Genomic DNA, 16919 nt, shown 5'->3' with positions numbered 1-16919 from the left:
GTGGAAGCACCCAGGTCCGGACGGACGGGCCACCTTGCTTTCGTGGCGCGTGGCGGCGGAATCAATGAAAATGCGAGAAGGAAACTTCCAGCGGTCCCATGTCCGCGGGCCGGATGTCCACGGCTGCGTCCCGATTCGAAGGTAGGCTCGATGATCGACGGACGTTCGCCCGGCAGCCACGTTCAACTCGGGTTGTTCTCGGGGGCTGAACAGGGACCGAAAGCCCGCCAGGCGCGCCTTTGGATCGTTGCGGCCGAGAAGCCGATCGTCATTTCGGAACGCCACCATTATGCCTTTGTGAACTCGCTGGACGGCACGTCCGTTGTCGATCAGTCGGATCTGCTTCTTCTGAGAGATCGCAGCGGCGACTTCCTGCTCTTCGGACCGGAGCAGGGACGTCTTCTCGTCAAGGACATCGCGGCGTTCTCCGCCAGTTTGCCGGAGCGCATTACATCGTCTTCACGAACGGACGTCACGGAGATGATGGTGATTTCGTCGCGTCCCGCTCGATGGCGAGATGCCTCGAGAGCCGAGTTTAGAATGGAGAACGCCAGGTCGAACCTGGAAGAAATCCTGTTCAGGCTCGAGCAGTACGCATCGAAGCCCGCGCGACTATCGACCCTCGGCACGTGGGCGATCCGGCTGGGCTCGGAAGTCCATCCCATGGTGCGCGCACTTTTCCATCGCATTTATGCGGACGCGCTGGCTCAAGCGTACCGCCAGTCGGGCGGGGATGACTGGCGGCTGCAAGCGCGGCTCAACTACCGCCTTGCACAGTTGAATTCGCAAAGCGCCGGCCTGTTTCACTACCTTCGGACCGCGCACGACACCGGCGAAAGCGTGCTCGCTGGCGAACAGCTCGACCTTCCGGGCTTCGAAGAGGGCGAGGGGCGGCGGGCATCTTCAATCGGTTTTTCGGTCGAGCGCGTCTGCGGCTTTGCCATCGGGCTTGATCATCTCGACGTACCGGCCGCCCTTGCAGGACCGTCGACGACGGCGGTTTATCGCCACTATGGATCGGTGCAGATTACGGACCAGGCGCTGATCAAAGCGCTGGTCGGCTTGCAGTCGCCCAGTCGGCGTCTCGTCGCGTCGACGCGTTTCGTTGGTACGCAGTTGGCGGTGACCGCCGGCGTCGTCGACGAGATCCGCGCTCTCTTGCGGATCGACGATCAGACGGAGCCGCGAGGCCAGGTTGAAGCCATCCAGGCCTCGTCAGACACCATCGCGTTCGAACCGCCATGGATTGTCCGCCCATCTGATTTCGTAACATTCATCGGTCGTGCCGAGGAGCGGCGGCGTCACGAATTGAGCGTACGTGCCGTGATGGCGGACGGTTTTGACTTGCATCTGAGCATACGGCTTGACGCCAAAAATTCGGCGTCCGAGCGACATCTTTGAGCACATTGATACTGTACGGCGGGGGCAAATGCTGGAAAGATTGCAGGTCATCGGGCCGGCCGGGGGGCGGCTGGAGTTCATCGATCTCGAAGAGAACGAGGGGCTCGGCGTCTTCAATCCAGACGAGGGGGCCATGAGTGAGGCGCGTACCAGTCTCCTTGCGGCAGTCGAGCGGCTGTGCGAAGCGACGTATGACTGGGAATACAGGGGCCAGGACGAGCGCGACAAGGTGCTCGACGATTTGCGTCAGCACGGGGCCGAATTGCTGAGCGCGCTGGCCGGGTCGCGACCGCGCGAAGATTTGATCGCAATTCTCTCGCGGGCCCGCCATTTGACGGCGCGATCCGATCAGCATCTCCCTTGGGAGTTCCTATATCTGGGGGACGTGAACGGACCAGCGTCGGTTTTTGATTTTTTCGGCTCGAACGCAGTTGTAGGCAAGCACTTCGAAAGCAAGGCCAACAAGCGGTCGTCTCCGTCGGCGCTGTCGGCAGACCGCGGCCCCTTGACGCGCCTGCCGAGCGACCTGGACGTCGAGTTCAGATATGCAGAGGATTCCCGATTGCCTTCGGCGATCTCGGGGGCGGAGCGGGCCATATTTGCGAGGCTCGGGGTGAATATCATCAGCCTGCCGACGCTGTCCGACAACAAGGCTTCGCGAGACCGCCTGCACGATTTCATGGGCGCTTCCGAGCACCTGACGCATTTCAATTGTCACGCCGATGCCGACATTCCAGCCAAATCGCAGGGCGCGATCTTCGTGACGCAGGTCTTCAAGATCGACAAGCAGAGCATCGCTGAACTCGACCTGAACGAGAGTTCGATCGTGGTCCTGAATTGTTGCAGCGGCCACACGATGCGACATGATGTCCAGGAAACGGTGGCGACCAAGTTCAGGAGCAAGCGTGTTGAAGCCGTGGTCGCCACCACGGGAGATATCGAAGACGCGTATGGAACGCGCTGGGCGGCCCATTTTTATCGGGCATTGTGTGGCGGGCAGACAGCTCCACAATCGATCCTGACGGCGCGGCGTGCCATGCTGGACGAGGCGCATCCTAACCTATCCGCGCTGTTGTATGCCTACATTGGGCGACCGAGTGCAGCCCTGCGAACCAAGTTGGTGGCGTGATGAAAACATTCTCCGCTAAGCCGGCCGAAGTGACCAAGAAATGGGTACTGATCGATGCCAAGGGCCTAGTGGTCGGGCGGCTCGCGACGATCGTCGCCACGCGGCTGCGCGGCAAGCACCTTCCCACGTACACGCCCCATGTCGATTGCGGCGACAACGTCATCATCGTCAACGCCGAGCAGGCGGTGCTGACCGGCCGGAAATGGGCGCAGAAGACCTATTTCAAGCACACAGGCTATGTCGGTCACGTCAAGGAGCGCACCGCGCGCCAGATCCTGGAAGGGCACCACGCGGAGCGGGTGCTCGAAAAAGCGATTGAGCGCATGATCCCGCGCGGGCCGTTGGGCCGCGTCCAAATGGGCAATCTGCGCGTCTATGCGGGGCCGGAACACCCCCATGAGGCGCAGCAGCCGGAGAAGCTCGAAATCGCAGCAATGAACAGAAAGAATGCTCCGGCGCTTCGGAAAGAAATGAGAAGCAATGTCGGGAAAGACGAAATTAACCAGGCCGGCGGGCGGACCGGGAAGGAAACCAGATCGAAACCAAACTTCGCCAAGATTCTTGACTACATAAGGGGGGAGAAGGGAGGCCTTCGGGATCCCTCTTCTTTCCGCCTCAAGCAGCTCACCGAAGTGGTCCGAGCGATGAATGCGAGCGAGATCAATCGCCAAATTCAGGGGCTGCTCCTCGAGTTGGACAACCCCGATACCACGCGCGTCGAAAACGCGCTGCTTGAGCTCGGATTGATGATCCCGCGGCTCGATCTTGAGCGCTGCCTGAAGGATACGGAACTTCGGAAGACATTGTACCCGATTCCGGACCGGTTGATGACGGCCCTGAGCGAGAACCTCTCGGTGGCCGAGGCAGCAAAGAGAGCCGCCTTGGCCCTGGTCGCAGCGCTATACCCGGCTCACTATAGAGATACGACCATGGACGAGAAGCGTGCGCTGGCGGATCTCGAGCAGGTTTTCGTGCTGAACCGTATCGATTCTTTCTTCACAATAAACACCGAAGTGGGAGAAGAAGCGACCGTGATCGATGCGCGCCTTTGGGATCGCGTTCCCTTCTTGTTGGACGGAGTTCGACCCCAGCTCGCCGGTAAGGATCGCCCAAAACTGCAGAGCGGTCTGGCGGTCGACGGCATCGTTGGTGCAAGGGCACTCAGTGTTCGAGCCGTGGAGGGCAAGAGCCTGCTCGACGGACAACTCGCTGGTGTGCAGGTGAAGCTCGCCGGCGATGAAGAAACCGCGGTCCATGGCAAGGTCATCCTGAATTTCAGGAATGGTGATCGCACCTATTCGCGCGAGGTGTTCGACTACGAGTCGTTGTTCCCTCCGACGTTCAACTCTCGGGAAGATCAACGAAGGCGTCATCACCGATAAACGCAAAAGGCTCGGCTGGCCCCTTTCCTCTGAACTTGAGAGGCTCGGTGGGCGCCACATCAACGATAGCGCCATCCTTATAGATCACCTCGCGCAGCGTGAGCCCAAAGATCAGCTGGCTTCCGGCGATGAACGCATAGCTTCCTGTGTCCTCGCGCTTCAACTCCATCTTTGCCTTGGCCGTCAGCTCTTCCACCGCCTTTGCGGACAGGTCGACATGTTTGCTGGATTTGTCGGCGACGGAAATTCGAATTCCTCTCGCTCGCCAGACTTTGATCACCACGAAGAAACGACGATCGCTATAGCCCTGCGTGGGCTCGGCCCTTGCTTCGTTCATCTGAGCCAACACGGCGTCGAAGTTTGTCAGCTCCTTGTTAGCTGGAGCAATAATCGAGAGCTTGATGGTGTCCGCATTGGCCGATGAAAAGGCCCCGGAGAAAGACCCGCTGCCCAAGCCAAACGCCTGCAGTACCCTACCCATCACCGAGGCTGCGACACCCACTTTCAAGACGCTGCTGGCCTTGAACTGGAAAGACTTGAAGCCGGCGTCGGTTGCGATCTGCGGGCGAAGTTGAAGATTGAAGACTTCTCGCCAGCCACCGAGCCTGGCCCCGCCTTGTTGATCCGCGATGATTAGGTCGCCGGGCGCAATGTTGTCGCGCGGCGGCAATATCAAGTTGATGCCTTCGGCCAGAAGAGACGCCATCAACTCGTCGCCGGTGTCTCGTGAGCAATTCATGATCGTGCCTCAAAAGCGATTTGAAAAAAAACAACACTCAACCACACATTACAGAAACGCATCTGCATCTGTAAAGATTGCAGGTGCGCTGGCCGGTTTCCCGACAACGTCGCGAGTGCGGATATCCGGCCGCACGGAAGCACGCTCGAGATGCTCGTCGAGGGTGGCCGCGCTGTGGGGCACGTCAGCTCAGGTCAGCTCGTCTCCGATCTTGTCGAGGGTCAGCGAGGGGATGAATGACGTCTGGATGTAGCGGGCGCGTACCTCCTGCGGATTCTGGTCCGTCAGCTTACGGACCGGAATGTCGGAGCCTTTGCCGTGCACCCAGGCGGATTCCCACAGCATCGCCAGATATCGCGCGCCGAGCGCCATCACTTGCGCCGTATCGTCGCCGAGGTCCTTCCACATTCCATCGAGCGTCGCCTTACGCGTGCCCGCGCCAGCCTGTTCGTAACTGTCCAGGATCCGCATCGGTTCGAGGATCCCCGCAACCTTGTCCATGAGCTCGACGGTGGCCTTCGCCATCGCCTTGCCGCTGGTCAGAAGCGGCAGGGCGTGGCCGCCGAGCCCGCTCAGCTCCTGCTTGATCAAGGGAAACAGCTGGGCGGCCTTGTCGGCGATCATGGCAGTCTCGAAGGCCGAATGGACGCCGCTGCCGTAGGAGACCTCTTCGTCCTCACCGGTCCTGGGATGATGGCGCGTGACCGTGCGCGAGGCGTCTCCGTCGGAGTAGACCGAACCGTGCAGCGGCTGGGAGGCGTCACCCATGTAGTGAGCCGCGGTTCCCGCCGCCGTGAGGAAGCCGACCACGTCCTTGTTTTCCACAAACGCGACCATGGCGTCGAAGAACTGCCAGACCCTGAAGGGCAGGAGCCCTTGCTTGAGCTTGTTGCGATGTCGTCTGGCGCCGTCCTCGTCGCCATCGGCTTTTGCCTTGGCTGCCAGGCCCTCGTAGTATTGCAGCCAGGCATCGACCGTGAGACTGCTATCGTCCGCGAGACAGGCGGCACGGAAGGTCTGCTTGTGCGGTCCGATCTCCGCGTCGATGTCGGCATAGTGGTTGGGATGCTCAGGTCCGTCGCTGCCGTGCGGTCCCGCCGAAACGTCACGGCCGCCCTCGCGGCCGTTCTTGCCGTGGTCGAGCTTCTTCCAGATCTCGTCGGGAACGTCTGCCAGCGGGACGAAGTTGTCGCCAAGCTGGCCGACCGATTTGTCAAAGCCCTTTTCGGCGATCGTATCGGGATCGAAGCTCAGAATGCTGAGGTTGCGCTTGAGGAAGTCGCGCAAGTCGGTGTCGCCGATCAGGGCGACGGCAAAGGCGGCAATGCTGTAATGGCCGGTCCGGCCCCAATAGCCCGAGACGCCGCGCGACTGGTCCGTGACCAACTCCACGTCGAGCAGCTTGCAGACATTGCTGAGGCTGGTGGCAATCGAGAAGGCAGAACGTACACCGCTTTCCTCGAACACTTGACCGCCCCAAGCGACGGCAAGCGGTCTCAAATCGCGCTTCGGCAAAGGCTTGGGATTGGCCGCATCATCCTCGGTGGTGGCGTCAAGGTGCCAGACCATCCCGGAGTCACCATGCCGGGTGGAAGATCCTTCCGCCGGGCTGATCAGGAAATCACCGACATAGTCGTAGCCGCCGACGGATCGGTAGCGATAGAACAGAGCCTTGATGGTTCCGTGAACGAGGCCCGACATCGCGCCGCGGCCGAGAACGGGTTGGTCGATCAGCCTGAGCGAAAGATTCTTTTCGTGCACGTCGCCGAGCGGGCCGACCGGCGGAAGCCCATAGGTGTTGCTGGTCCAATCATCGACCTGGTCGAGACGGACCAGTCCGACATCGAGCGCCACGTAGGACCGTCGTCCCGGGAAGTCGGGATAGACGTCGGAGAATGGTTTTCGCGTCAGTTGATTTGCCGAACTCGATCCGACTTCAATCTCGCCGCTGCGCAGATAGCTTGAGATACGCGTGCCAGCCTCGCCGCAGGCATGGCGTGCCGTCAGCGCGTAGGTCAGATGACCGTCGCTGACCAGGCAGCCGGCGGTGGCGGTATACTCGGCGCCTTGCACGCGCACCATGATCGGTGAGCCGCCGCCGAACTTGTAGGCGGGAGGGGTCTCGACCGGCCGATATGTCGAGCTCTCCTCCGATCCGGCTTGATCCGCCTGGACCACGCACACCGGAACGGCGCGGCCGTCGGCCAGGTACAGTGTTTTCGGGACGATCTGGGCCGGGTCGTACCGTCCGCCGGGACCGAACGCGTCTTCGGCAGCCCAGGAGCGCACGAACGCCAGGATGCAGGGCCACGAGTAATCGCGCACCTCAGAGTTCGACAGCGTGCGCGCATACGTCTTCTTGTTCGGAGGCGACTTGGCTTCGCCCTTGCGTTTGGGCCACTCCTCGTCCTTGCGGATCAGGTAGAGGCCGATCGCGGTGCCGACCACGTTGGCCTTGCTCAGCAGGTGATAATGGTATGTGTCTCGCGCCTCGAGCAGGTCGTGAACCGACAAGTTTGCAAAATTGTAGCTGAGATCCAGGACAGTCATGTGCCCCCCCAAAAGGCTGCCCGCCTGAGCAGCCGCGCTGTCATGTTCGGTAGACAATAAAAGCTGGTTCCAACCTAAGATTGTTAGCTAGTTCACAACTGCAATAATTTCATGACGGCTGCAACGGCTGATGGCCGCGGTGCGGGACAAGAGACGAGGGAGCGCTTGTCGCAAAGCCTGCAGCGCGCCTTGTGGCGGGTGCGGAGCGCGGCATAGGGACGGGCCGTCCGCGCGGACCTGTTACAGGTCGCGGCCGTCCGAGTGCAGATAGTTGACGCCGCCGCCTCGTTTCAAACGGCGGCTCAGCCAACCCTGCGGATTGGAATAGATGGGATCCTTGAACTCCTTCTTGACCCTGGGCATCCAGAGCGAGCGGACGTAGAGGAGCTTGGAAAGCACCGGAGCTTCCTCCTTGTCGGTGGCCTTGCGGGAAGCCGCGGACGCCGCGCGCGAAATCGCCGAGAATGCGGCATCCTCGCGCCGGACCGTGCCGGTCCCGGTCTTATCGAGTCCGCTCTCGTCGATCACGATGGCGGGCTCCAGCAGTCGATCGCCGAAGTGCATCTTGCGAGGGGGCTTTCCCAATATGTCTTCCATCGTCTGATCGTGGGACGTACCATAGCGGGATGCGACACGTTCAAAGATCATCCTGCGGCCGCCTGCGAAGCGCACGTCGTAGCCGCCAGCTCGCGGCGTGACGCTCCTGAGTTTGCCCTGAACGAAGCGGATGTCCTCGACACATTGGCAAAGTCTCAGATAGATCAGGTTCGCGGGCGAGATGGCATCGGTGTACATCGTTGGCGTCACATCGTTCATCCAGATCTCGAAGCGGCCGAGGCGCCGCTGCCTGTAGGCCTTTAGGTTGAAGAAGTGACCTGGGTCGACTTCGCGCATGTTCTGATCGAGTTCGGCGCTGGCGAGCCGGGAAATATCGGACTTCAGCTCGTTCTTGATCTGTAATTGCACGTCCGGGGGTAGGCGCTGAATGACATCTCGCAAGCCCTCGACATCTTCGCCCGCGCCGTAGGGACGAATGCGCCTCTTGAGGTGCTTGCTGAGCAACGCCCCGGTGCGATGGTAGATCTGCCGGTAGAGGATCTCGACCGCTCTTTCTCGGCCACGAAGCCCGCGCATGACCTCGTTTTCGAAAAATGGATTGGCCTCAATGAGATATTTGCGCGTGAAGAACCAGGCGAGCTCTGAAATCACGTCTTTATCGAACTGCGCAATTTCATGGCTGTAGCGGATGCTCCAGAAGTTGCTCTGCTCGAGCATTGGCTGGACGAAGCTCTCGATGCCGCAACCGGCTGGGTAGAAGCTTCCGATGTCTTCATGCCGGAAGTCGCGAAACACGTAGTGCATCAATTCGACGACGCCGCTGTCGCCGCAGCCGGAAATCAACACACGTTCTTTTTTCGCCGTTCGCAGGCCCGGGCGATATTGAAGCGCCGAGCCGGATTTCCAATAGCTGAAATCGTCGATGGAAAGCCGGTTCTGCTCATTTCCGAAGCCCACGGCAAAGACGGCCAGATCGACCGTGTGATCGACCGTCGAGCCTCGCCGTCCCTTGATGGTGAGCTTCACCCTGCCGTCCGGACGCGGGCGACATCCTACGACCTCGGCGCGGGTCATCAGGAAGATAGGCAGATCTGCATAGTAGGTCTGGAATTCGCGAAGCCAACGATGCGCAACTTCGCTTGCGGTGCCCTCGGACCATTGGAAAATGGGCGGCTTGTAAATGGCGCGCGAATAGCTCGGATCGAAGCGGGGTGGCAGATCCCGCGAGTTCAGGTTGACGCTGATGAAGCGGCTGTGCGAGTTCCTGAAGCGGTCCAGCAGTCGGTCGGCCTTTTCATAGATGTGCACGATACATCGCCGCTGCACGGCAAGGCTGACGGCGATCATCAGCCCGGAGAAGCTGCCGCCGACGATCGCGACGACGCTGCCGTGCTTGACTTTGTTGAGCCTGGTCAGGGCCCAGGCGAGATTGGCTGCGCGCACCTGTTGATGCAGGATAGAGATGTTGTCGTTGCTGTATCCCGTCGCGACGTAGGCGCCGGGGCAACGGCGCAATTGCGCCTCGTCGAGCATCCCGGTGGCTTGTTTGTTCAGAGAGGGTCCGTCCATCGGGTGCCGGTGATCGCGTTGGCTGGCACGGCGTTGGTCGCGCCGCGGAATTGTTCTAAAGAGGATCTGGAAAGGTGCGCGGCGGTTCTAAAAAATGATCATGCTCAAACCACAAACCAGGGCGCAATGGGCAGTCATCCTCATCTCATCGCTCCTTAAGCGGAGGTGTCGACGACGGCCTCGATCCTCAGGCCGTCGGTGTTGAGGGCCTTGAGGACCGCCTGGTTGAGACCGCGCATGTATTTGAGCGTTTCCACGGCCTCTTTTGCATAGGCCATGAAGTCAGCCCACATGAAGCCCATGAATCCGGAGTTCTCCCAGGACTCGAAGATCTTGGCCTTCTGCTTGTTACTGTGGGCAAGCCCACCATAGATGATGATGTCGACGAGGGTGCGTAAAAGCATGTAGCCGTCGGGAAAGGTCACGGTCGCTGGATTGTCAAGGTAGTCGTTCAGCTGGTTGCGGGCATCTTCGAAACATCGCGCGCGGAAGGCGGCATCCACTCCTTGTCGTAGATGACGGCCAGCGAGGCGATTGAGAGCCTGTCATTGCGCTGGCTGAAGATGCGATAACTCAGGATGAAGGCGTCGATCTCGTCCTGACTGAAGTTCTCGATCCACGAATGAATCCGCGCGACGAATGAAAAACGCGGACCCTCGCCGCGTTCGAAGGAAACGTCCTCCATTTTGGCGATCACATTGGGTATCTCGGCCTCGTAGCGTTTGCTGAAGCCAGAGCGCTCGAGACGGTCGACACGGCGATTGAAGTCTTCGAGCAATTCGAGGTCTTCCTCGATCGCCTTGACGATGCGATTGAGCTGTCTGGGCGTCAGCCCCGCGGCGTCGCCGCCTCCGATTTTGACCATCTCAATTTAAATCCACGTGTCACGCCCCAGCCCGGGGGCGCGCAACGGTCCGCGGTTCTCAAGTTCGCTTCCAAGCGTCATTCACAGATGGCGGGTTATATTGGATCAGATCGATCTTGCAAACGCGGATCAGCGGTCCGACCCTGCTGTCGCTGCACAAGATCGCGTCCGCGCTTGGTGTCAAGGTCGCAGAGCTTATGCTGCCACAAGGCACCGTGCTTTCGCATTCGACGAAGCCGGCCGCGCGTGGCCGGGGAAAGAAGCCCAGGAAAACGGTGGGGCGTCCCGCGAAACCGAACGCCCGCTGACCGGATCCAGCCAGCTCTGGCGAAGGGTCTCGCATTCGGAGACGTGTGGCGGCAAAGCGAATCCTTGCGGCCTGATCGCCCGCGACTTTTTAGGGAAGGGCGCCATCGCGGGCGTCATCGGGCCATCACCTCAAGTGAGACGGCGGCGCGAGCGAGAGTGGCGCGATGGCCTAGCAAGACCGGAGCCATCGCTGTGTTTTCTCCGAATATCCAAAGCGCTGGTCAGGACGCCGTTTCGGCTGAGGCATCGCTCTGGCTGTACGTTGCCTCTACAAGGCCGGTTGCAAAAGCATCAGGGCCTTTGATCTTGGCAGAACTCCGGACCGGGCCTAGCGGTCCGACGACTGGTATCGGGGACGTTTGACGGTCTTTGCCCTCACGTACTGCGCAAGGAGACGCCGCGCATCTTTCTCCTGGGGATAGGTCTTATCGGTCGGGATCAGCCTGGCGCCGTCTATGATGTACCAATATTTGGTCCAATTCGAACGGCCGTCGCCGCGCTTGGATGGGGGCGTGTGGAGTACAAGGGTGGCCCGAGCGGCTACGGGCTTGGCGGCATTTTGACTCATCGGAAAGCTCCTTGGCGACGTCAGCGGATTGAGGATCGCTCGTCGACTTAGTCCGACCTGAGGAACGAGAAGAGTCAATCACGCTCGACCAGGGAATCGGGGAAAACACATATTGTCCCGCTGCTCTGCCGGATCTGTCCGGTCCGCGCTCCGAAGGCCGACGTTTCCGCCAGGTACCGGGTGGCGATTGATCGCTCCCCGGCGCGCTAACCCCGCTAGATTCGCCACAGTTTGACGCGCCCGCCGCGACGGCGGGAGGCGAGTCCTGCGGACATGGCGTCGATGAGAAGCTCGTCACGGTCTGCTTGTCAGATCGAGTATGCTAACCCACCGCCGCTCTCTCCGTCGTCATTCAACGGTTCGCATCACCCGTCTCGGAGGTCGTGGTTTTCGGGGGACGTCCACGGCCCCGATCAGGAAGCTTCACGCCGTGAGCGCGGGCGATGTCGGCTGCAAAGCTTTTGGCCCCCATCGGGCGGCCTGCCGTGACGGCGGCCCGGATCTGGTTGGCCGCATCGCGCGTCGTGCCTTTGGCCAAAAATGCCTCCCAAGCATAGACGCGGCTGGCGAGCGCTGCGGCCTCGATGATGTCCGAGCATTCGGCCTGGTGCGCGCGGTAGCTCGACCATGGCCAGAGTCCTGCATGCCCGCACAGATTGGCGCGAACCGGATTGAGCAGAACGTAGCGCACCGCCTCGAGCAGGTGCGGTTCATCGAGCGCTGCGGAATAGAAGCGGCTTTGCCAGAGCGCGCCGGGGCGGTCTTGCCTGCGGTTGACGAGGCGCGCAAAGCTGCGTGACGCTTTCGCCCATGCAGCGGCCTAGCCCGTCGGGCCTGGAGGGGGTCAGGATCAGATGGACATGGTTGGGCATCAGGCAGTAGGCCCAGATCGCCGTGCCGGTGCGCTGCGTTTCTTGCTGCAGAATGCTCAGGTAGCTTCCGTAGTCCGCCTCGCCAAAGAACACGCGTTGGCGCTCAAAGCCGCGATGGGTCACGTGATGGGGATGGCCCGGTGCAATCAGGCGCGCGGTGCGGGGCAAGCGGACTCTCGGTTTTAAGGTGTCCCTATTTTCTCACTCCGGGTCGCCGAAGTGAAGCGCTCGGCTCTGATCCGCGAGGGAACTTTAGTTCGGTCCAATCGTCCGGCATCGAATCTAAGGGCATCTAATTTCCGTACGCAATTCGGCACACGGACACTTGGTCCTAGGCAATCGGCAACGTAAGGACCTGATTCGATTTGGATATTCATGTTGTGAGCGAGATCTTGGCACTTTTGCTAGCACAATCGCACTGCATCGGCCGTCTGGATCTCTACGATCCGTTCGCAGCGGCGGCAGGAGACGCGCAGCACATGACGCCGAATCTCGGAAAGACATCGCCGCATCTGAGTCTCGGTCGTGCCGGCGCGAGGGTCTTTGAGGACAGATTCCCAGTATCCGGCCGGAAGCGGCGCATCCGGAGCCGCGGCGGAGGGGCTCGGCCTACGGACGGCTTCGGCAGCCAGCTTTTCCATCTGCTTCGGGGTCGGCATGCGCCAGCTTGCGGGTCGGTCGGTCATGCCTGAATTAGAACATAACAAGAACAAATGTCGAGTCCGTCCAAGGGCCTAGATGAGAAAAATCGACCTGTTGGACGGGTCGCGATGTCGGAACCATGGCGGGCCGTTCGTCTTGAATCCGGCATCAGTAATGGAGTTCCCCCGCGATGGCCCCCCGCGCCAACTGGAAAGGCTTTCTTCGTCTCTCTCTCGTCACCTGTCCGGTCGCGCTCTATCCGGCCACCTCAGAATCCGAAAAGGTCTCTTTCAACCAGCTGAACCGAAAGACCGGCCATCGGATCAAATACGCCAAGGTCGACGCCGACACCGGCGAGGAGGTCGACAACGAGGACATTGTCAAAGGCTACAAGGTCGACACCGATACCTTCATCGAGGTGACCAAGGAGGAGCTTGAGAACGTCGCGCTAGAATCGACGCGCACCATCGAAATCGACGAGTTCGTCGACCGCAGCGAGATCGATCCGCGGTATCTCATTCGCCCCTACTATCTGCGTCCTGACGGTAAAGTCGGGCATGACGCCTTCGCCGTCATTCGGGAAACCATCCGCGAGATGAACAAGGTCGCAATCGGCCGTGTGGTGCTGACCAATCGCGAGCACATCATCGCGCTGGAGCCGCTCGACAAGGGGCTGATGGGGACGCTGCTGCGCTATCCCTACGAAGTGCGTCCCGCTGACGAATATTTCGACGACATTCAGGATGTCAAAGTTACTAAGGACATGCTTGATCTCGCCAAGCACATCGTCAACCAGAAGGCGGGCCATTTCGAGCCGGACAAATTCGAAGACCAGTACGAAACCGCCCTCATCGATCTCATCAATCAGAAGCGCGCCGGCAAACCCATCACCGCGAAAGCGCGTCCTCGAGGTGAGAATGTGGTCGATCTGATGGACGCACTGCGCAAGAGCATCGGAAGGGATGCTTCGGCAGCGACAGAGGCGCCCAAGAAGCCGACCAAAAAGGCGCGCAAGGCGGCGGCCGGGCAGAAGGAAATGCTGATGCCGATTGCCGGCAAGAAGCCAGCGAAGGAAGCCGCGGCAAAGAAGCCGGCGGCCAGACCGCAGCGGAAGTCAGCCTAGCGTGTCCTGAAGCGTCCCGTGATGCCAGACGGCCGTTAGTTCGTCGCCCGCGGCGGGGAGTGATATGGCTGCGTTGAAAAAGACTTCCAGGAGATCGATGTTGAGCGCGGGCATTCTGGCCTACCGGAAAGGTGCTCGCGGGCTCGAGGTTCTGCTCGTTCATCCCGGCGGTCCGTTCTGGCGCAAGAAGGATAATGGCGCCTGGTCGATTCCGAAGGGCGAAAGCGATGCCGCGGATGCTCCGGAGCGGGTCGCGCGGCGCGAGTTTGCCGAAGAACTCGGCCCGAGTGCTTCGATTGGACCACTCCGGGCGCTGGGGGAGGTCCGACAGCGAGGAGGGAAGCGCGTTATCGCATTCGCCGGCGAGGGTCATTTTGACCCGGCGGCGCTGACCAGCAATACCTTCGATATCGAATGGCCGCCCAGAAGCGGTCGACGGCAGAGCTTTCCCGAAGTCGACCGCGCGGAATGGTTTGATATCGAGTTCGCGCGGAGCAAGATACTGTCCGCTCAGGTCGAACTTCTCGATCGTCTTTTGGCGATCGCGGCTGAGAGCGACGGAAAATGATGTTCAGGATTGGAATCATTTCGGACACGCACGGCCTGTTGAGGCCCGAGGCGGAACGAGGCCTGACGGGCGTCGATCACATCATTCATGCCGGCGACATCGGGCGCTCGGAGATCGTCGATGCGCTTCGTCGGATCGCGCCCGTCACCGCCATCCGTGGAAACGTGGACATTGGCGAGTGGGCCGGCGAATATTCCGACACGAAACTCGTGCGCCTGGCGGGAAAGTCGATCTACGTTCTGCACGACCTGAAGACGCTGCAGGCCGATCCCCGCGCCTGCATCGACGTCATCGTCTCCGGGCATTCCCACGTACCGAAGATCGACAGGGTCGGCGGCATTCTCTACCTGAATCCCGGCAGCGCGGGGCGGCGGCGCTGCAAGCTGCCAATAACGGTTGCGACGCTCGAAATCACGCCTGAGGGGATGCGACCGGAGATCCACGACCTTGGAGGCGATTGAACGCACCGTCGTCGAGGGAGTTCGGCGACAATGTGTGCGAGGCATACATAGCCGTCACCCCACACGAGGACCGGAAGTAAGAGATTCGAGACGCGAGCGATACCGATGTGGTGACAAACGCACTGCGCCATTGCTGCGGCTTCATCGTGGTCGCTACCGAAGCCAAGGTGGCCGCGAACAAGAGAAAGGCTAAAACGACGCCGGGATAGGGGGACGGTGAACCGTCGCCAACGTTGTCACTTTCCGCTCCTCAGGAAACCGCTCCAGGGTCATCAACGCCAGTTCGACGAGGCGAGGCAGCGGCTCGGTCGACTTCTCCCAGGTGATGATGGTCTGGCGCGATTTGACGCCCAGCGCCATCCGCAGCGTGTCTTGTGTGAATCGGTTACGGCTGCGCCATTCCGGGAGTTCAGTGCCGAGCATCGGTCGGCTCCACAGTGGTGACGGTTTCCTCGGCGGCGACATGGCCGCTCCACCAATTCAGCTTGACCTTACGAGTCCGCACGACCAGGCGGTGCAGGCCAGTGGCCATCGCCTTGCGAATGACGTCCAATGTTTGGACGTCAATTTTTTGGACATTTCTTGGTGATTCGCTCATCGATACCTCTGAAACTGCGGGTGAAACGGGAATTTGGCACCGTCACCATACGGGCAGATGGTTAAATTCAACTTAAACGCCGAGAACTTAATTTCTTGCGGACATCCGGCTTCAGCCGCTTGTCTGACACGTAGGCAGCAGCAAGCTCGCCAGCGACCAAAAGGACGAGCGCTCCGAAGGTGTAGGCATCGTGAACGGTGTAAATAATTGCGGCCCAGCCGATGGTCTTCATAGGACAATCCCCACGTGCCCCGGCTTTTCGCCAAGGCCAGTTACGTGTTGGGATCATCCCTGTGCAATCGAGGCCCATTGCGCGTGGTGCACAGCGCGCGCACCAGGAAGATCATTCTAGATCCGGCGGCGTGCCGGTAGCCATTGTTGGGATCGCTAGTCCCTATTCTCCTCGTATTACGATCCGAGGTGCGAGCAATCGTCGCCACCGGGCTGTGGGTCTGACTATGCTCTGATGCGGACTCCTGTGTCCGATCGATTCATGGCGGATTCGCGGCAGCTCGCGCACGCCGACTCAAATCGTTACGTTCGCCGGTTAGGCTCGAAGGGGTCGCTATTTGCGCGAACGTTCTCGCTCGCGCACGACATCCTTCGGCCGCTTGTCGGATCTGAGCCCGAGGTAGACAGGCTGGCGCAGTTCGCCCTTGCTCGTCCACTCCGCGAATTTCACCTCGGCAACCAGCGAGGGCCTCACCCAAGTCGTCGCGGCCTCGTCCTTCACTTTGGCAGGAAAGGGTGACTTAGAGGTCGTCTGCTTCACGAGCCTGGCATGGAGGTCTTCCAGGACCTTGTGGCTGAAGCCAGTGCCGACATGTCCGATGTAGCGCCATGCGTCGTCTTCCCGCACGGCGAGGACCAGGGCGCCGAAGAAGGGCCTAGTGCGCCTGGGCGCGGTGAAGCCCGCGATCACCACTTCCTGTCGCTTTGCCGACTTGATTTTCAGCCAATCCGGGGTCCGGCTTCCGGACGCATACGAACTGTCGGCCCGCTTGGCCATGATGCCTTCGAGACCCTTCCGCCCTGCCTCGGCGAAGAATTTCGTGCCGTTCCCTTTACGGTGAGGGCTGAAAGCGATCAGCTTGTCGCGCGGCAGAATTGCCTTCAGCCGCTTCTTTCGCTCGAGAAGAGGCCGCTTCCGCAAGTCTGTTGCGTTCTCAAACATGAGATCGAAGGCGCAATACAGGAGCTTCGCCTCATGGCGCAGCGCGTTTTGAAGCAACTGGAAATGCGAGACGCCGTCCTTTCCGATCGCGACGAGCTCCCCGTCGATCACGGCATCGCCCTTCACGCCCTCCAGCGCTTTGGCGACCTCGATATAGCTGCGGCTGATGATCTTGCCATTTCGGCTGTAGAGCGCAACCTTGCCTCGCCGGATTTCCGCGATCATCCGGAAGCCGTCATACTTGTCCTCGAAAACCCACCCGGGATCGTCGAACGGCGCGTCGGTGAGCGTAGCGAGCATCGGCTGCAGGCGCTTGGGCAGGGTCGACGTCCGGCTCATTCGAGGCCAATCCTTAAGAGCACGTTGCGAAATGCATGGACGTCCTTCAAGGATTACGAAACGCTTCGGGGC

At 60.6% G+C, this 16919-nt stretch carries 16 protein-coding genes and 2 pseudogenes; 6 read left to right on the top strand and 12 right to left on the bottom strand.

The annotated features are described in order from the left end of the window. The first annotated feature begins 150 nt into the window (after window positions 1–150). From AC24YW_RS35645 to rplM, 3 genes and pseudogenes are all read left to right on the top strand, one after another. The gene (locus tag AC24YW_RS35645) at window positions 151–1401 is read left to right on the top strand and encodes a hypothetical protein (RefSeq protein ID WP_487487066.1); all 1251 of its coding nucleotides are present in this window, start codon (window positions 151–153) and stop codon (window positions 1399–1401) included. A gap of 28 nt (window positions 1402–1429) precedes the next feature. Further along, window positions 1430–2530 (top strand): CHAT domain-containing protein, encoded by a 1101-nt coding sequence (locus AC24YW_RS35640; RefSeq protein WP_487487065.1) that lies wholly within the window; start codon window positions 1430–1432, stop codon window positions 2528–2530. Continuing rightward, window positions 2530–2988: pseudogene (rplM, locus tag AC24YW_RS35635) on the top strand (50S ribosomal protein L13); the annotation flags it as partial. The gene AC24YW_RS35640 and the pseudogene rplM, both read left to right, overlap by 1 nt. 883 nt (window positions 2989–3871) lie before the next feature. Here rplM and AC24YW_RS35630 read toward each other — a convergent pair. From AC24YW_RS35630 to AC24YW_RS35595, 8 genes and pseudogenes are all read right to left on the bottom strand, one after another. Next, window positions 3872–4618, bottom strand: a complete 747-nt coding sequence (locus AC24YW_RS35630; protein ID WP_461327296.1) for a gasdermin — start codon at window positions 4616–4618, stop codon at window positions 3872–3874. Between the two features lie 222 nt (window positions 4619–4840). Continuing rightward, window positions 4841–7201, bottom strand: a complete 2361-nt coding sequence (locus tag AC24YW_RS35625) for a hypothetical protein (protein WP_487487064.1) — start codon at window positions 7199–7201, stop codon at window positions 4841–4843. Between the two features lie 240 nt (window positions 7202–7441). Then, the gene (locus tag AC24YW_RS35620; RefSeq protein WP_487487063.1) at window positions 7442–9328 is read right to left on the bottom strand and encodes an NAD(P)/FAD-dependent oxidoreductase; all 1887 of its coding nucleotides are present in this window, start codon (window positions 9326–9328) and stop codon (window positions 7442–7444) included. Window positions 9329–9483: 155 nt separating this feature from the next. Next, the gene (locus AC24YW_RS35615) at window positions 9484–9732 is read right to left on the bottom strand and encodes a hypothetical protein (protein WP_487487062.1); all 249 of its coding nucleotides are present in this window, start codon (window positions 9730–9732) and stop codon (window positions 9484–9486) included. Between the two features lie 47 nt (window positions 9733–9779). Next, on the bottom strand, window positions 9780–10193 hold the full coding sequence (locus AC24YW_RS35610; RefSeq protein ID WP_487487061.1) for a hypothetical protein: 414 nt from the start codon (window positions 10191–10193) through the stop codon (window positions 9780–9782). Between the two features lie 1229 nt (window positions 10194–11422). Next, window positions 11423–11761 (bottom strand): hypothetical protein, encoded by a 339-nt coding sequence (locus AC24YW_RS35605; RefSeq protein WP_487487060.1) that lies wholly within the window; start codon window positions 11759–11761, stop codon window positions 11423–11425. Window positions 11762–11780: 19 nt separating this feature from the next. Continuing rightward, a complete protein-coding gene (locus AC24YW_RS35600) occupies window positions 11781–12110 on the bottom strand; it encodes a transposase (RefSeq protein WP_487487059.1) in 330 nt (109 codons plus the stop codon). A gap of 242 nt (window positions 12111–12352) precedes the next feature. Then, a pseudogene (locus tag AC24YW_RS35595) lies at window positions 12353–12628 on the bottom strand (hypothetical protein); the annotation flags it as partial. Window positions 12629–12774: 146 nt separating this feature from the next. Between AC24YW_RS35595 and ku the strand changes: the two are divergent. The 3 genes from ku to AC24YW_RS35580 all read left to right on the top strand — a co-directional run bounded on the left by ku (window position 12775) and on the right by AC24YW_RS35580 (window position 14736). Further along, window positions 12775–13707, top strand: a complete 933-nt coding sequence (ku, locus tag AC24YW_RS35590) for a non-homologous end joining protein Ku (RefSeq protein ID WP_487487058.1) — start codon at window positions 12775–12777, stop codon at window positions 13705–13707. Between the two features lie 64 nt (window positions 13708–13771). Then, window positions 13772–14275 carry an NUDIX hydrolase gene (locus AC24YW_RS35585; protein ID WP_487487057.1) on the top strand — a complete coding sequence of 168 codons (504 nt, stop codon included), beginning with the start codon at window positions 13772–13774 and terminating at the stop codon, window positions 14273–14275. Continuing rightward, window positions 14272–14736 (top strand): metallophosphoesterase family protein, encoded by a 465-nt coding sequence (locus AC24YW_RS35580; protein ID WP_487487056.1) that lies wholly within the window; start codon window positions 14272–14274, stop codon window positions 14734–14736. Before AC24YW_RS35585 ends, AC24YW_RS35580 begins: the two co-directional genes overlap by 4 nt. 189 nt (window positions 14737–14925) lie before the next feature. Here the strand turns inward: AC24YW_RS35580 and AC24YW_RS35575 are convergent, their stop codons facing one another. The 4 genes from AC24YW_RS35575 to ligD form a co-directional block, all read right to left on the bottom strand. Further along, window positions 14926–15159, bottom strand: coding sequence for a hypothetical protein (locus AC24YW_RS35575; protein ID WP_271669553.1), 234 nt, complete (start codon window positions 15157–15159; stop codon window positions 14926–14928). Next, window positions 15146–15334, bottom strand: coding sequence for a hypothetical protein (locus AC24YW_RS35570; RefSeq protein WP_130228312.1), 189 nt, complete (start codon window positions 15332–15334; stop codon window positions 15146–15148). Before AC24YW_RS35570 ends, AC24YW_RS35575 begins: the two co-directional genes overlap by 14 nt. A 67-nt stretch (window positions 15335–15401) precedes the next feature. Further along, on the bottom strand, window positions 15402–15566 hold the full coding sequence (locus AC24YW_RS35565) for a hypothetical protein (protein WP_487487055.1): 165 nt from the start codon (window positions 15564–15566) through the stop codon (window positions 15402–15404). A gap of 333 nt (window positions 15567–15899) precedes the next feature. Continuing rightward, entirely contained in the window at window positions 15900–16847 is a 948-nt protein-coding gene (gene ligD / locus AC24YW_RS35560) for a non-homologous end-joining DNA ligase (protein WP_487487054.1), read from the bottom strand. Window positions 16848–16919: the final 72 nt, after the last annotated feature.

Source organism: Bradyrhizobium sp. USDA3516 (assembly GCF_057651995.1).
This window is presented reverse-complemented; position numbering and strand designations above follow the sequence as displayed.

Excerpts from the sequence above, each read along its gene's own strand:
- AC24YW_RS35585 (WP_487487057.1), top strand. The coding sequence starts at position 13,772 with ATGGCTGCGTTGAAAAAGACTTCCAGGAGATCGATGTTGAGCGCGGGC.
- AC24YW_RS35570 (WP_130228312.1), bottom strand. The coding sequence starts at position 15,334 with ATGAGCGAATCACCAAGAAATGTCCAAAAAATTGACGTCCAAACATTG.
- ligD (WP_487487054.1), bottom strand. The coding sequence starts at position 16,847 with ATGAGCCGGACGTCGACCCTGCCCAAGCGCCTGCAGCCGATGCTCGCT.
- AC24YW_RS35615 (WP_487487062.1), bottom strand. The coding sequence starts at position 9,732 with ATGCTTTTACGCACCCTCGTCGACATCATCATCTATGGTGGGCTTGCC.
- AC24YW_RS35625 (WP_487487064.1), bottom strand. The coding sequence starts at position 7,201 with ATGACTGTCCTGGATCTCAGCTACAATTTTGCAAACTTGTCGGTTCAC.
- AC24YW_RS35575 (WP_271669553.1), bottom strand. The coding sequence starts at position 15,159 with ATGCTCGGCACTGAACTCCCGGAATGGCGCAGCCGTAACCGATTCACA.
- ku (WP_487487058.1), top strand. The coding sequence starts at position 12,775 with ATGGCCCCCCGCGCCAACTGGAAAGGCTTTCTTCGTCTCTCTCTCGTC.
- AC24YW_RS35620 (WP_487487063.1), bottom strand. The coding sequence starts at position 9,328 with ATGGACGGACCCTCTCTGAACAAACAAGCCACCGGGATGCTCGACGAG.
- AC24YW_RS35645 (WP_487487066.1), top strand. The coding sequence starts at position 151 with ATGATCGACGGACGTTCGCCCGGCAGCCACGTTCAACTCGGGTTGTTC.
- AC24YW_RS35640 (WP_487487065.1), top strand. The coding sequence starts at position 1,430 with ATGCTGGAAAGATTGCAGGTCATCGGGCCGGCCGGGGGGCGGCTGGAG.
- AC24YW_RS35630 (WP_461327296.1), bottom strand. The coding sequence starts at position 4,618 with ATGGCGTCTCTTCTGGCCGAAGGCATCAACTTGATATTGCCGCCGCGC.
- AC24YW_RS35565 (WP_487487055.1), bottom strand. The coding sequence starts at position 15,566 with ATGAAGACCATCGGCTGGGCCGCAATTATTTACACCGTTCACGATGCC.
- AC24YW_RS35610 (WP_487487061.1), bottom strand. The coding sequence starts at position 10,193 with ATGGTCAAAATCGGAGGCGGCGACGCCGCGGGGCTGACGCCCAGACAG.
- AC24YW_RS35580 (WP_487487056.1), top strand. The coding sequence starts at position 14,272 with ATGATGTTCAGGATTGGAATCATTTCGGACACGCACGGCCTGTTGAGG.